General features: G+C 72.5%; 12 protein-coding genes and 1 pseudogene. 4 read left to right on the forward strand and 9 right to left on the reverse strand.

The window, feature by feature from the left end:
* Positions 1 to 59 precede the first annotated feature (59 nt).
* A complete protein-coding gene (locus ACFYSH_RS26190; protein ID WP_359465879.1) occupies positions 60 to 908 on the reverse strand; it encodes an SMP-30/gluconolactonase/LRE family protein in 849 nt (282 codons plus the stop codon).
* Positions 905 to 1,678 carry an IclR family transcriptional regulator gene (locus tag ACFYSH_RS26195; RefSeq protein WP_359465881.1) on the reverse strand — a complete coding sequence of 258 codons (774 nt, stop codon included), beginning with the start codon at positions 1,676 to 1,678 and terminating at the stop codon, positions 905 to 907. Before ACFYSH_RS26195 ends, ACFYSH_RS26190 begins: the two co-directional genes overlap by 4 nt.
* Before the next feature lie 214 nt (positions 1,679 to 1,892).
* On the opposite strand from ACFYSH_RS26195, the gene ACFYSH_RS26200 reads away from it, so the two are divergent.
* The 3 genes from ACFYSH_RS26200 (at position 1,893) to ACFYSH_RS26210 (ending at position 4,712) form a co-directional block, all read left to right on the forward strand.
* A complete protein-coding gene (locus ACFYSH_RS26200; RefSeq protein ID WP_359465882.1) occupies positions 1,893 to 3,389 on the forward strand; it encodes a phosphatase PAP2 family protein in 1,497 nt (498 codons plus the stop codon).
* Positions 3,390 to 3,488: 99 nt separating this feature from the next.
* On the forward strand, positions 3,489 to 4,298 hold the full coding sequence (locus tag ACFYSH_RS26205) for a methyltransferase domain-containing protein (protein ID WP_359465883.1): 810 nt from the start codon (positions 3,489 to 3,491) through the stop codon (positions 4,296 to 4,298).
* 60 nt (positions 4,299 to 4,358) lie between these two features.
* Entirely contained in the window at positions 4,359 to 4,712 is a 354-nt protein-coding gene (locus ACFYSH_RS26210; RefSeq protein ID WP_359465885.1) for a VOC family protein, read from the forward strand.
* Here the strand turns inward: ACFYSH_RS26210 and ACFYSH_RS26215 are convergent.
* From ACFYSH_RS26215 to ACFYSH_RS26225, 3 genes and pseudogenes are all read right to left on the reverse strand, one after another.
* Positions 4,713 to 5,030: pseudogene (locus ACFYSH_RS26215) on the reverse strand (arginase family protein); the annotation flags it as partial.
* A gap of 161 nt (positions 5,031 to 5,191) precedes the next feature.
* Entirely contained in the window at positions 5,192 to 6,232 is a 1,041-nt protein-coding gene (locus ACFYSH_RS26220; protein WP_359465887.1) for an NAD-dependent epimerase/dehydratase family protein, read from the reverse strand.
* Positions 6,233 to 6,266: 34 nt separating this feature from the next.
* Positions 6,267 to 7,451 (reverse strand): alcohol dehydrogenase catalytic domain-containing protein, encoded by a 1,185-nt coding sequence (locus ACFYSH_RS26225; RefSeq protein WP_359465889.1) that lies wholly within the window; start codon positions 7,449 to 7,451, stop codon positions 6,267 to 6,269.
* 285 nt (positions 7,452 to 7,736) lie between these two features.
* On the opposite strand from ACFYSH_RS26225, the gene ACFYSH_RS26230 reads away from it, so the two are divergent.
* Entirely contained in the window at positions 7,737 to 8,180 is a 444-nt protein-coding gene (locus ACFYSH_RS26230; protein ID WP_359465890.1) for an SRPBCC family protein, read from the forward strand.
* A gap of 12 nt (positions 8,181 to 8,192) precedes the next feature.
* Here ACFYSH_RS26230 and ACFYSH_RS26235 read toward each other — a convergent pair whose 3' ends face one another.
* From ACFYSH_RS26235 to ACFYSH_RS26250, 4 genes are all read right to left on the reverse strand, one after another.
* Positions 8,193 to 9,293, reverse strand: a complete 1,101-nt coding sequence (locus ACFYSH_RS26235) for a glutamate--cysteine ligase (protein ID WP_359465891.1) — start codon at positions 9,291 to 9,293, stop codon at positions 8,193 to 8,195.
* Positions 9,294 to 9,420: 127 nt separating this feature from the next.
* Entirely contained in the window at positions 9,421 to 11,196 is a 1,776-nt protein-coding gene (locus tag ACFYSH_RS26240) for a CocE/NonD family hydrolase (RefSeq protein ID WP_359465893.1), read from the reverse strand.
* 161 nt (positions 11,197 to 11,357) lie between these two features.
* Positions 11,358 to 12,302: an LD-carboxypeptidase gene (locus tag ACFYSH_RS26245; RefSeq protein ID WP_388755759.1), complete on the reverse strand. Its 945-nt coding sequence runs from the start codon at positions 12,300 to 12,302 to the stop codon at positions 11,358 to 11,360.
* Positions 12,299 to 14,299, reverse strand: coding sequence for a S9 family peptidase (locus tag ACFYSH_RS26250; protein WP_388755762.1), 2,001 nt, complete (start codon positions 14,297 to 14,299; stop codon positions 12,299 to 12,301). The genes ACFYSH_RS26245 and ACFYSH_RS26250 overlap by 4 nt, the downstream gene beginning before the upstream one ends.
* Positions 14,300 to 14,301: the final 2 nt, after the last annotated feature.

A 14,301-nucleotide genomic window follows, 5' to 3' on the forward strand; every position in this document is an offset into this window, starting at 1 on the left:
GCCGCCCCCGCACCGGCTCCGGAGGGCGACGGAAATACGCGTACCGGCCCCCCGCCCGCTCATCCGGCGAACGGTGTCCCCGGCAGCCCCTGTCCCGCGTCCGGCAGCACCAGCAGGGATCCCGACAGCGGGTGAGGTGCGTCGAGGCCCGTCCGGGCCGTGGACACGTACAGGTCGCGCAGCCCGGGACCGCCGAACGCGCACGCCGTGGGCCGCCGGACCGGCAGTTCGACCACCCGGTCCAGCCGGCCGTCGGGGCTGTAGCGGTGAAGTGCCGCGCCGTCCCAGAGAGCGGTCCACACACAACCCTCGGCGTCCACCGTCAGTCCGTCGGGCCAGCCGGCACCCTGCTCCACCGTGGCGAAGGTGCGCCGGTCACGGACGCGCGCCCCGTCCACGTCGAAGACGTCGATGCGCCGTGTGGGGGTGTCGGTGTAGTACATGAGCCGGCCGTCCGGGCTCCATCCGGTGCCGTTACTGACGGTCACCGGGTCCGGGAGGCGGCTCACCGTGCCGTCCGCGGCGATCCGGGACAGGGAGCCACCCGCCGCCGCCTCGTCGTAGCGCATGGTGCCCGCCCAGAGCGCGCCGTCCGGTGCCACGGCCGCGTCGTTGCCGCGGCGCCCGGGAACGGGGTCGTGGACCAGCCAGGAGAAGGCGCCGTCGGCGTCGTACAGCCCCGTGCCGTCCCGCAGGACGACCACGAGACCGCCGCCCGCCCGCGGCTTCGCGGCCCCGACGTGCTGGCCGGTTGCCATGACCGTGCGGCGGCCGGTCGACGGGTCGTAGGTGTGGACGCGAGCGGAGAGGATGTCCACCCAGATCAGCCGCCCGCCTGCCGGGTCCCAGGTGGGGCCCTCGCCCAGCTCGGCCCGCTCCCGCACGGCCACCTCCAGGGCCGGCCTCACACCTGGCCCCGGTGATGTCCGAGCCGGCCGGACAGCGCGTCGGCGCCGCCCGCCGCGAGCTGCGCCAGTTCCGCCTCGCGCTCCTCGCTCCAGCGGATCATCGGCACCGAGATGGAGAGCGCGGCGACGACTCGTCCGGACCTGTCCCTGACGGGCGCGGCCACACAGCTCACGTCCGGGTTCGACTCCCGGTGTTCCACCGCTATGCCCCGCTTACGGACGACGGCGAGCGCGGCCCTCAGCTCCGCGGCGTCGGTGAGGCTGTTGTCGGTCATGGCGATGAGCTCGCGCCCGTCGAGGCGGGCGTCCAGCTCCGCCTCCGGAAGCGCGGCGAGCAGCAGCTTGCCGACGGAGGTGCAGTGGGCGGGCAGTTTGCGGCCCGCGGCGGAGACCATGCGGACGGCGTGCGTGGAGTCCACCTTGGCGATGTAGATGACCTCGGTGCCTTCCAGGATCGCCACATGGACCGTCTCGCCGCAGGTCTCGGCGACCTCACGGGCCACCTGCTGACCCTCGGCCGCGAGGTCGAGCTGCTCGGCGTAGCGGCTGCCGAGCTGGTACGTGCGTACGCCCAGCCGGTAGCGGCCCGGCTGTCCCGGCACCGTGACCAGGTAGGACCGTGCGGCAAGCGTGGTGAGCAGTTCGTGGACGGTGGTCCGCGGCAGTTGGAGCTTGCGCGTGACCTCGGGGGCGGACAGGGTTCCCTCGCCCTGGAGGAAGAGCTCGAGAACATCCAGCGCCCTGGTCACCGCGGGGACGAGTCGTCCCATGATCGCCCGCCTATCTCGTTCGACACTCCGGCCAATGACCGGAATCACGAACGCAGGCTAACGGCAGGGAACTTGTCCGGGCAACGTGCTCGACACGACGGAGCGGGCAGGACGGGGCAATTCCCCCTGTTCCACCCGATGCAGTCCGGATCCGGCCGAGTCCGCCCTGCGCGCCTCCTGGTTCACCGCCCGGTCGCAGGGTATTCGCTGTGCCATGTCGACAACGAGCAGCCTCTCCTCCCCCGGCCGCTGGCGGGCCTGGTTCCACCAGCACGATCTCGCCGCGTTCCAGCGCGTGGCCGAAAGACACTGGCCCGGCGCCGAGCCGGTCCTGCCACGGCTCAGCCGCAGCGCCAACCACGGCCTGCTGTGGTTCGGGGCCGCCGCGGGCATGGCGGTGCTGGGCTCCAGCGCGCGGTCCCGCAGGGCGGCGCTGCGCGGGGTCGCCTCGCTGGCGGTCGCCTCGGCCGCCATCAACACCGTGGGCAAGGGAGCGGTGCGCCGGGAGCGCCCGATCGTGGACCTGGTCCCGATCATGAGGCAGCTCAAACGGCAGCCGTTCACGACCTCCTTCCCCTCCGGCCACGCGGCCTCCGCGGCGGCCTTCGCGACGGGCGTCGCGCTGGAGTCGAAGGGCTGGGGCGCGGTCGTCGCCCCGGTGGCGGCGGCCGTGGCCGCCTCCCGGGTCTACACCGGGGTCCACTATCCGAGCGATGTCCTGGCCGGTGCGGCACTCGGCATAGGTGCCGCGTTCGCACTGCGGGGCGTCGTGCCGACCCGTGGACAGTTGCCGGCCCCTGGCCGGCCGCCGGCCGAGGCCCCCGCACTTCCCGCAGGTCAGGATCTGGTGGTCGTCGTCAACCGGGAGTCCGGTTCCGCGACCGCGGCGGCGACCGTGATCCGCGACGCGCTGCCGCTCGCGGAGACGGTGGAGTGCGCGCCCGCCGACCTGCCGGGGTGCCTGGAGAAGGCGGCGCGGGAGGGCAGGGCCCTGGGTGTCTGCGGGGGTGACGGAACGGTCAACATGGCGGCGGCCGTGGCCGCGACGCACAGCCTGCCCCTCGCCGTGTTCCCCGGCGGGACCCTCAACCACTTCGCGTACGACCTCGGCATCGAGACCGTGCACGACACGGTGACGGCGCTCGCCTCGGGCGACGCGGTCCGGGTCGACCTCGGCCGCTTCCGGCCGGGGCCTCGGGGACCTGGCGGGGCGCACGGCTACTTCCTCAACGCCTTCAGTCTCGGCGTGTATCCGGAGCTCGTGCGGACCCGCGAGCACTGGGCCCCCCGGATCGGCGGCTGGCCGGCGGGGGTGCTCGCAGCCTTCGAGGCGATGCGCGGCTCACGCCCCCTGACCGCCGAACTTCAGGGCGAGCGACGGCCGCTGTGGCTGCTTTTCGTGGGTAACGGACTGTTCCAGCGGGTGGGACCCGCGCCGGGCCGCCGCCACAACCTGGCGGACGGCCTGCTGGACGTACGCGTGGTGCACGGCGGAAGGACCCCCACCCTCCGGCTGCTCGCCGCGGCGGTCGCCGGACCACTGTCCCGTTCACCGGTCCACGCTGCCGTACGACGCCGCCAGGTGCGGCTCGCCGGTCTCACACCGGGCACCCCGTACGCCTACGACGGAGAAGTGGCGCACTCCGGAACGGAGTTGCTGATCGACAAGCTGCCGGAAGCGCTGACGGTGTACTGCCCGATGCCGGTGTGAACGAATCCGTATCGTGAGACACCCATCTCATAATCCGACATCGCGGCGTACCGTCGGCCCCATCGCCTGCGACTGAGGTCCGAGAAGGGACGTACGGCCATGCCGAAGGAAACAGCCGTCTACACACACGGCCACCACGAGTCGGTACTGCGCTCGCACCAATGGCGGACCGCCGCCAATTCGGCGGCCTATCTGCTCGGCAGGCTCCACCCGGGCCAGGCGGTTCTCGACGTCGGCTGCGGGCCGGGCACCATCACCGCGGACATCGCCGCGCTGGTGGCGCCCGGCCCGGTGACCGCGGTCGACACGAGCCGCGACGTCCTGGACCGCGCGGCGGCGGCTGCCGGTGAACGAGGCCTGGACAACGTGGAGTTCGCCACTGCGGACGTCCACGCCCTGGACTTCCCCGACGACTCCTTCGACGTGGTCCACGCCCATCAGGTGCTCCAGCACGTGGGGGATCCCGTGCAGGCGCTCCGCGAGATGCGGCGGGTCTGCCGGCCCGGCGGCGTCGTCGCTGCCCGCGACAGCGACTACGCGGCCATGACCTGGTATCCGGAGGTTTCCGGAATGCGCGAGTGGCAGGAGCTGTACGGCCGGGTGGCCCGCGCCAACGGCGGCGAGCCCGACGCCGGACGCCGACTGCTGTCCTGGGCACATCAGGCCGGCTTCACCGACATCACCCCGACGGCGGCGGCCTGGTGCTTCGCCACCCCGGAGGACCGTGCCTGGTGGAGCGGGCTGTGGGCGGACCGCACGACCGCGTCGGTGTACGCGGAGCTGGCGGTGGACGGTGGCCATGCGAGCACCGGACAGCTGACCGCGATCGCGGACGCCTGGCGCGCGTGGGGCGAGGAACCCGACGCATGGTTCATGGTGCCCCACGGCGAGGTGCTCTGCCGGGTGTGATCCGGTGACGGGGCGCGGAATCGATCACATGCGGCCGGGTCGGCAACTACCCTCGTGGGCATGGAGATCCTGGGAACCACGCTGCGTATCTGCGTCGACGACCTGGAGGCCTCGGTGGCCTTCTACGAGGGCCTGACCGGCACTGCGGCACTGCGCTTCGAGCGTGGCGGGGTGTCGGTGGCCGCGATCGGCTGCTTCCTGCTGATGAGCGGCCCCGAGGCCGAACTGGAGGTGCTGCGGAAGGTATCCGCGACCATCGCGGTCAAGGACGTCGACGAGGCGCACGCGGCGCTGACGCGAGTGGGCGCGAGGGTCGTCGCGGGCCCCGTGCCCACCCCGGCGGGACGCAATCTGATCGCACTGCACCCGGACGGCTCGGTCTTCGAGTACGTCGACCGGAACGCGCCCGCCTGATCAGCGTTCCGCACCGTCCGGCCCCGCTCCGGCGGAGGCGTCGACGATCAGATCCGTGAGCAGCGCCCCGGCCGTGCCGTCGGGGTCGAGGTCGGGGTCGTAGATCGTGTCGTTCAGCCCCACGCAGCGCGGTGAGCGGACCAGACGGCGCAGCAGCGCGGCGAGTCCGTCCGGGAACAGCCCGTCGTCGTCAGGGCTGTCGACGGCGGGCATCACGCCCGGGTCCAGGACGTCCGCGTCCAGGCGGACCCAGAGGCCGTCGAGCACGGGCGTGTCCAGGGTCCGCACCACGGCGTGGGCGAGCTCGGCGGGGCCCCGTCCGGGCGTCGAGGACCGGACGTGTACGCATACGGCCCGTCATCACCGCGCCGGCCGTCGGCTCTGTCCCCTGATCGGCCGAGTCACGCGACCCCGGGCCGGAGCCGTTCGCGTCCGGCGACCGTGCGGGGTCCTGGCGGGTCGGCCCGCCGTGCCCGGGCTCATCCCCAGCGGCGGCCGGCCAGCGGGGCGGTGTCCTCCCCCTCTCCGTGGGAGACCCCGTGCAGGAAGGCGCGCAGCGCCTCGGCCGCCGAGTAGGAGGGCCGCCAGCCCAGTTCTTCGCGAGCCCGGTCGCTGTTCATCACCGGAAGCCGCAGCACGGCGTCGAACAGGTGCGGGGAGGCCGGCACGGCATGTGTCCGCCAGGCGGCGGCCAGCGCGCTCCGCACCAGCGCCGTCGGGACGCGTACGACACGGGCGTCGAGCAGTTCGCCGAGCTGCCGGGCGTCGGTCACGGAGTCCGCGGCCAGATTGAAGGCGCCCCGGACGTCATGGGCGACGGCGAGCCGGTACGCCTCGGCCGCGTCGTCCGTGTGCAGCACCTGGAAGCGCAGTCCCTTGAGGTCGGGGACGAACGGCAGCAGGTCGGGGCGGAGCAGCGGCCCCGGCAGGTGGCGGCCACCGAAGATCCGGCGCTGTTCGCTCGCCGCCGCCCTCTTGAACAGGAAGCCGGGGCGCATGCGGACCACCCTGATCTGCGGATTCCGTAGCTCGAAGGTGTCGAGGACGCGTTCCAGATAGGCCTTCTCCCGGCAGTACGCCGCATCCGGCCACCCGTGGGTGGGCCACTGTTCGTCCACCCCCGGTTCCTGTTTCGGCCCCGGCGAGTAGGCCCCCACCGACGAGGCGTGGACCACCACCGGTACGCCCGCGTCACGGACCGCGCCGAAGACCCGCAGTGAACCCTCGACATTGCTACGCCAGGTGACGACCGGGTCATGGGTGGGCTGGAAACGCCAGGCCAGGTGGATGACGGCGTCGGCGCCGGCCAGATGCTCCCCGAGCCGCCGCCGACTGTCCCTGTGCTCGAGATCCACCGTGTCCCACGCCACCCCCGGCAAGGTGAGCCCCGGGCGCCGTCGGGCCAGGCCGAGGACCGAGTCCACGGAAGGGTCCGCCGCCAGTGCCCGGACGACGCTGGTCCCGACGTTCCCGGTGGCGCCGGTGACCACGACACGCCGGCCCTGAGGTGCGTTCGTCATCGTTCCTCCTGCTCCCGAAGGGGTACGGGGGCGATCACGGCGTGAGCAGGGTCTTCACCATGCCGTCCGCCTTCTCCTGGAACGTCTTGTACGCCTTCGGTCCGTCGGCCAGCGGCAGGTGATGGGTGGCGAAGCCGTCCACGCCGAGCGGATCGTCGTCGACGAGGAGCGGCAGGATGGACGGCACCCAGTTCCTGACGTTGGCCTGCCCCATTCGCAGTTGGATCTGCTTGTCGAACATCTTGAGCAGGGGCAGCGGGTCGACGGCACCGCCGTAGACACCGGAGACGGACACGGTGCCGCCCCTGCGCACCACGTCGACGGCGGCGAGCAGCGCGCTGAGACGGTCGATGCCCACCCGCTCCATGAGGACGCGCGCCGCGGGATCGGGCAGCATGCCCACCGCCCACTGCCCCGTCTTGGCCACGGCCGCTCCGTGCGCCTCCATGCCGACCGCGTCGATGACCGCGTCCGTGCCACGGCCGTCGGTGAGGTCACGCACGGCGTCGCCCAGGTTCTTGCCGTACTCCCGCAGGTCCAGAGTGTGGACGCCTCGTGCGGCGGCGCGCTGCAGACGGTCGGAGACCAGGTCCACACCGATGACCAGCCCCGCACCACGGTGCAGGGCGATCCGTGCCGCCATGTCCCCGATCGGCCCGAGTCCCAGGACCGTCAGGCTGCCGCCGGGAGGCACGGCCGCGTACTCCACGGCCTGCCAGGCGGTCGGCAGGACGTCCGACAGGTAGACGAACCGGTCGTCGGGCGGGCCGTCGGGGACCTTGACCGGCAGGGTGTTACCGAAGGGGACGCGCAGCAGTTCCGCCTGGCCGCCGGGCACCTGCCCGTAGAGCTTGGTGTAGCCGAACAGCGCCGCGCCGCTTCCGTACTCACGGACCTGGGTGGTCTCGCACTGCGACTGGAGACCCTGGTCGCACATGAAGCAGTCGCCGCAGGAGACGTTGAACGGGACCACGACCCGGTCCCCGCGCTTGACGGCGGTCACCTCCGGACCGGTCTCCTCCACGACGCCCATGGGTTCGTGCCCCAGGATGTCGCCAGGTTCGAGGTAGGGGCCGAGCACCTCGTACAGGTGCAGGTCCGATCCGCAGATGCCGCTCGAGGTGACCCGGACGATGATGTCCGTCGGATCCTGGATCACCGGGTCGGGGACCGTCTCCACACGGACGTCCCGCCGTCCTTGCCAGGTGAGTGCGCGCATGTGCCCTCCTTGTTCGTTACGTCCGAGTGGGTTCGTGCCCATCCGTTCTACTGCCCGACCGCTCGCACCGTGAACAGGACTTCGGGCGGGCCACCGGCGGCCCGGGCCGTCAGGGCGCGGCGGCCCGGCGGTGGGACGACCGGAGCCCCGTTAGGCCGTTCGGGTGACACCCGGACGGCCCGCCACCCGGCTCACGTCCGACATGTCGGCTCGGAGCACGCCACGTAGCATGGGCCGTGGGTCCGCCGCCTGTTCCACTGTCCGCATGTCCGTGTGGAGGCGTCCATGGCTATACGTCACCAGCTCATCCATCACCCGCCCTCCGCCCTCTGGTCGGTGCTCGAGCAACCGGAGCAGTACGGGAAGTGGGTCGTGGGCACGCAGGAGTCCCACTCCCGGAAGGGACGGTGGCCGGAGGTCGGCTCCTCCATCGAGTACACCGTGCGACTCGGTCCCAAGGAGGTCCAGGGCCACACCACCGTGCGCCGTCTGGAACGGCCGGAGGTGCTCGAACTGGAGGCGTACAGCGGGCCGCTGGGCACGGCACGCATCGCGTTCGACATCCGCCCCTGGGGTGGCAAGACGCTCGTGCTGCTCGACGAACACCCGCTGCAGGGGCTCGGCGGATCCCTGCACAACGTAGCCCTCGACGCGGTGCTCCAGCTCAGGCACCGCGCCATGCTGCGGCGGCTGGCCGACGTGGTCGACGCGGAGGCGGGCCACGGGTGACGGCAGCGGCCGTCAGCCGCGCGTCCTGGCCACGCACTCGGTCACGACCGTACGGAGACTGCCCGAACCCGCGAGCAGTTCCCGCTGGGCCCGCGCCCCGGTCCCCCGCGTCAGCACGGCCTGCAGCGCCTTCTGCGCCGACCCGAGGTCCCCGCTGTCCTCCAGGGCGTCGCCCACGTGGGTGAGCAGTGCGCGCGCGACGTCGGCGGCCGGCTCGGGGCGCATGGTGAGCGGATGGAGGAGCGGCCCTTCCGTACCCGAGTGGGCGGCCTGCCAGGCGGCCATGCGCAGGACACCCACCGCGACCGGGTCCGGCGCCTCACCGGCCCGCCAGGCGCGTGCCGCCGTCTCGACCAGGCCGCGGGAGAGCGTGGCGAGCAGCACGGCGTCCGCCGGATCCAGGCACACATCCGCCACCCTGATCTCCACCGTGGGATAGCGGTGCGAGAGCCGTGCGTCGAAGTAGACCATCCCCTCGTCACGCAGGACTCCCGTGCCGATCAGCGCCCTGATCCGCTCGTGGTAGCGGTCGGCGGAGCCGAACAGTTCCACCGGGCCCGCCGAGGGCCAGCGGCCCCACACCATGCTGCGGTAGCCGGCGTACGAGGTGTCCCGCCCCTGCCAGAAGGGGGAGTTCGCGCTCAGGGCCAGCAGAACCGGAAGCCAGGGCCGCATCCGGTCCAGTACCGCGACGCCCTCCTCGTCCGATTCCACCGATACGTGTACGTGACAGCCGCAGGTCAGCTGCTCCTGGGCGGTCAGACCGAACCTCTGCGCCAGCCACTGGTAGCGCTCGCCCGCTCCGACGGAGGGGCGGACCGGCATCGGGAAGGTCGCCAGGGCCGCCACGGCGGCGCCCGCCTGAGCCGCGCTCCACGCCGCCTCCGCCCGGCGGCGAAGGAGTTCCTCCGCCAGGTCCCCCATCACCCCGTGCGGCTCGGTGGCGAACTCCAGCTGCTGCGCGTGCAGTTCGGACTCGAAGGTAGGGGCCCCCTCGAAACCGCGCTCGGAGCGGCGTTCCGCCAGGGCCAGCACCGCCGCCGACAGTGCCCGGGGATCGCCGCTCTCCGCGTCGACGAGCAGAAGCTCTTCCTCGACACCGACAGTCCGCACGTTCGTGTCCTCTCCACCGCGCGGCCCTTTCGCGGACGCACGGCCCCCTCAGAGCGCACCTGCCCTGGGCCCCAGGATGCCTGCGTCCAGGGCACGGGGCCGGTGGGCCGCGCCGTACGGGTGACGGTCAACTGATCACGGGGAGCTCGAGAACCCCGGTGTCCTGCGGAGCGCTGACCACGGTGACCGGTTTGACGCCGCGGTTGCCGAAGTACGCCGTGTCGCTCCCCGCGACCACGAACCGCAGCCGGTGCCCTGCCTCGTACCGGTGCACGACGCCCGGCAGCTCGACGGTGAAGGGGCGGGTGACGTCGGGCACGCGCACCGGGGCGACCAGGCGGTTCACCAGCTGCTGGGTCCCGTCGGGTGCCACGTCGTACACCTTCGCGAACAGGACGAGCTTGTCGGCGGCGTCGCCGCTGTTCTGGACCCGTTCCGTCTTCGGCGAGACGACCTTCAGTGTGGCCTTCGGAGCGCCCACGACGTCCACCGGAGCCGTCAGCGGGGCACTGGTCCAGCCGAGGTAGGTGCCCTTCGTGTCGTACGGCTCCGGGTCGGACAACCCGATCAGCCCGGCGAGGGCGCTCTCGGAGTGACTGGTCGGCAGGAGCCAGTTGGTGTACTGACGGCTGCCGCGGGTGACCTTCGAGCGGTCGTCCACCAGGGCGCCGTCGCCGGAGAGGTACATCGTGCGGGACAGCCCGGGTACGGCGGCCGCGGTGCCGTAGCCGCTCGCCCAGTCGCGGTAGTAGGCGAACTCCGGTCCGGTGGGGGTGGTCTCGTCGTGGTGGAGGTAGCGGTCGAACCAGGCGAGGATGCGCTGCCCGACGTAGCTGGTCTCCAGATTCCCGGCGGAGAGGTCGAGTTCGCCGGGCACCGAGCCGCCGCTGTGACCCCAGGCCTGCCAGATCATCTTCGTCGTGGTGCCCTGGGCCTCGAGCGCCCGGTAGGTGGCCGTGGCCTCGTTGAGGTTGAACAGACTGTCGGCCTGGCCCTGCACGAGCAGCGTCGGCGCGGTGACACCCGACAGGTAGGAGGCCGGGGAGACGCTCCGCGCGTACGTCAGCATCCTCTTGGTCGCGGCTGCGGGGTATCGGCCGGAGTTCAGGAGGCGGATGGTGTCGCAGGCCTGCGCGGCGAAGTGCAGGCAGCCGAGGCTGCCGAAGCGCGACGGGTCGAGGCTCGGCTCCAGCAGGGGCTGGCCCTCCCCCATCAGGTAGAAGCCGTTGGTCCACTGCCATTTGAAGACGCCGGGTGTGTCGGAGGAGACGCCCCGGGTCGCTCCGGCGGCGTTGGGTGCCAGCGAGTACGCCAGGTCGTTCCAGGTGATCAGCGGGACGAGCGCGTCGACACGGCGGTCGGCGGAGGCGGTCGCCAGCTGGATGGCCCCGCCGTATGAGCCGCCGATCATGCCGACCACCGGGTCGCCCGGAGCGTCGGTGGTGACGTAGTCGGCCTTGGTGCCGTCGTCGGCGGCGCGTGTGCCGGCGAGGAAATCGACGAGTCCGGAGGCCGCCTCGCCGTCGATCTCGGGGTCGTCGAGCGTGATGAGGCAGCCGGATCTGCCGAAGCCCAGGCCCGAGTAGACGAGGCCGACGTACCCGCGTTCGGCGAAGGCCTTGCCGATGACGTCGGTGGAGCCGTCGGATTTGCTGCCGCCGAAGCCGTTGGTGGCGAGGACGGCCGGGGCCGGGTGCCGGGCGTCGACACCCGCCGGCTTGTAGAGGTCGGCGTCGACCGTGCAGGAGCGGTCACCGGCGCGCACGGTGAACTCCAGCGCGGTGACGGTGTACTGCTCAGCAGCGGACGCCGGAGGAGCACCGGTCAGAGCGATCGGGGCGAGAAGCGCCGCCCCGGCGAGCACGGTGAGTGGACGGCGGAATCCGGGCACAGCACGCGACACATGGGCCTCCCTGCCGAGGGCACCTTACCAGCCGGTAAGTAACGGGCCCGGCCCATGGTGTGACACGCCTCATACCGATGTCAACGCATGGGCCCGGGTTTCACGGATGCTCCACGTATACGCGCCCCCCGACATTTCGGACGACGTCTCGGGCCGGCGTGTCAGAGCAGCGCCGGCACCCGGGCGGTGAGCGTGCACCGGCCGCCGTCGGCCGGGGCGTCCAGCAGCGCCGGCACACCGAGCGGGACGGTCAGCGCCGTGGGCCCGTGGCCGAAGCCCAACTCCTCGACCACCGGGATCCCCAGACCGCCGAGCCGGTCGGCGAGCACGGCGCGCACCCCCTCGTACGGCCCGCAGGCCTCCCACGAGCCGCACACCACCCCGGATATCCCGTCGAGGGCGCCGGTGCGCAGCAGCCGGGTGAGGATGCCGTCGAGCCGGTACGGCTCCTCCGTGGTGTCCTCGATGACCAGCAGCCCGCCCGGGGCGCAGGTCCGGGCGTGCGGGGCGCCGGCGTCGGCGGCGAGCAGGCTCGCGCAGCCGCCGTAGGTGACCCCCCGGGCGACGCCGGGGACCAGCGCTGCCGCCGTCTCCAGGCCCAGGGTCTGCACCGACTCGGGCTCGAACAGGGTCGAGCGCAGGGCCTGCTGGGTGGCCGCGTCCTTCAGGAAGACCTCGGTGGCGACCATCGGACCGTGCAGGGTCGAGAAGCCGGCCCGCAGAGCGAACGCTTCGTGCAGCACGGTGATGTCGCTGTAGCCGACGAACACCTTGGGCCCGGCCGCCCGCAGCGCGGGCCAGTCGAGAAGATCGACCATGCGGTGGGCTCCGTACCCTCCCCTGGCGCACAGGACGGCGTCCACGGACGGGTCGCACCAGGCCTCCTGGAGGTCCCGGGCGCGGTTCCGGTCCGTACCGGCGAGGTGGTCCAACTCCGGGTGCGTGTCGAGTGCATGGGGAGCGACGACGGGGTCGAGGTCCCAGCCGCGCAGCAGGTCGAGGCCACGCTCCAGCCGGTCGGCGGGCACGGGGCCGCTCGGTGCGACGACCGCCACCCTGGCTCCGGGCCGCAGTCTCGCCGGGCGGGCGAGTGGCTCCAGGGTCACTCCGTCAGCTCCAGTCGGGGGACGTCGGAACGTTCGAGGCCGAACGTCTGGCAGTACAGGGAGAATTCTGCCTCCAGTGCGCACCTCACCGTGTCGGCGCGCCGGAAGCCGTGCCCCTCCCCCTCGAAGGCGAGGTAGGCGTGCGGGATCCCGCGCCCGTGGATCGCGGCGAGGAAGCGCTCGCACTGGGACGGTGGGCAGATCGGGTCGTCGAGGCCCTGGAGCAGTACGAACGGCACGGTGAGCCTGTCCGTGTGGTTGACGGGCGAGCGCTCCCGGTAGCGCTCGGGCACCTCGGTGTACGGGCCCACGAGCGACTCCAGGTACTGCGATTCGAAGTCGTGCGTCTCACCGGTCGCCCACCCCTCCAGATCGAGGATCGGATAGCTGATCGCTCCGCAGGCGTACACGTCGGTCCGTGTGAGCGAGGCCGCGGTGGTCCAGCCGCCGGCGCTGCCGCCCCGGATCGCCAGCCGGTCACGGTCGGCCGTGCCCTCCTCGGCCAGCCCCAGGGCGACGGCCGCACAGTCCTCCACGTCGACGACACCCCATTGTCCCCGCAGCCGTTCGCGGTAGGCGCGGCCGTAGCCGGTCGAGCCGCCGTAGTCGACCTCGGCGACGCCGATGCCCCGGGACGTGAAGTAGGCGATCTCCAGGTCGAGTACGAGTGAGGCACGGCCGGTGGGTCCGCCGTGCGCCCAGATGACGTAGGGCGGCAGCTCACCGTCGGGGCCGGTGCGGTCCGGGTGGCGCGGCGGGTACACCTGCGCGTGGATCTCGCGGCCGCCGGGCCCGGCGAAGGTACGGATCAGCGGCTCGGGGTGGTAGGCCGGGTCGACCGCGTCCTGGTGGGGGGCGCCGATCGTGCGGGTGTGCCCTGTGGCCGTGTCCAGCTCCACCACCTCGTAGGAGGTGTGGGGGCTCGCGGCGACACCGATGACCCTGGTGTCCTGCACGGCGAGCGTCTCCGCCCATGCGGTCCAGGGGCCCACGGCGTCGACGAGTTCACCGGTCTCCGGGTCGAGCAGACCGAGCGCGGTGGTGCCCCGGCCGTGGATGACGGCGATCAGCCCGTTGTCCAGGAGCTGGAACCAGCGCAGACCGACCTTCCACAGCGGCCCGCCGAACTCCTCGCCGCGCACGGCGCAGAGACGGCTGCTGGGCACGACGGCGCCGGCGACGGCGTCGGGCCCGAGCCGCTGGAGCTCCCACCAGCCGCCGACGTCCGAGACGAAGACCAGCGATCCGTCCCGGTCCCACTCCACCTGGACGACCGACTCGTCGACGTCGCCGACCAGGGGGCGGATCCCGGTGAAGGCACCCTCCTCGGTGACGTCGGCCATCTTCACCACGGTTCCGTCCCACGGCATCCGCGGATGGTCCCACGTGATCCAGGCGGCGCGGCGGCCGTCGTGCGACAGCCTGGGCCCGGTGACGAACCGGTTCCGGTCGTCGGTGAGTTCACGCACGGCGCCACGGTTCCCGGCGGCCGATCCGTCCAGCGGCACCGCGGCGATCACCCGCCGCACGTCGGTGGGTGCCGGGCCGGTGAACTCCTCCAGGACGCACCACACTTCGCCGCGTCCGGGGTGCATCTGCGGGTCCACCCAGCGCAGGCCGCCGCCGAGGTCCGACACGGGAGTGAGCGGCCACGGTTCGTCGGGCCCGTCCGGCGCGTAGGCGTACAGCCGCTGGTCGGGGAAGTGGACGAAGACGACCAGGGGCCCGCCTTCCTCGCGCGCCGTGCCGGCCCACGGCATCCCGCCGTACTCGATGACGCGGCTGCGCGGGTTCCAGGGTGCGGGGAGCACGGACCGGACGCCGCCGTCGGCCCGGCGGCGCACGAGGGCGCGGCGGCCGCCCTCTGCCGGGCGTGGTTCCGTCCACCACACCTCGTCGCCGACGGTGCCGACGAACTCCGGCCGGCCGTCGTGCGAGGCGGTGAGTGCCGCGTCGATCGGTGACGGCCATGTGCCGTAGGCCGCTGTGAAGACCATGG

The organism is Streptomyces sp. NPDC005791, from assembly GCF_042871485.1.
Classification (GTDB): Bacteria; Actinomycetota; Actinomycetes; order Streptomycetales; family Streptomycetaceae; genus Streptomyces.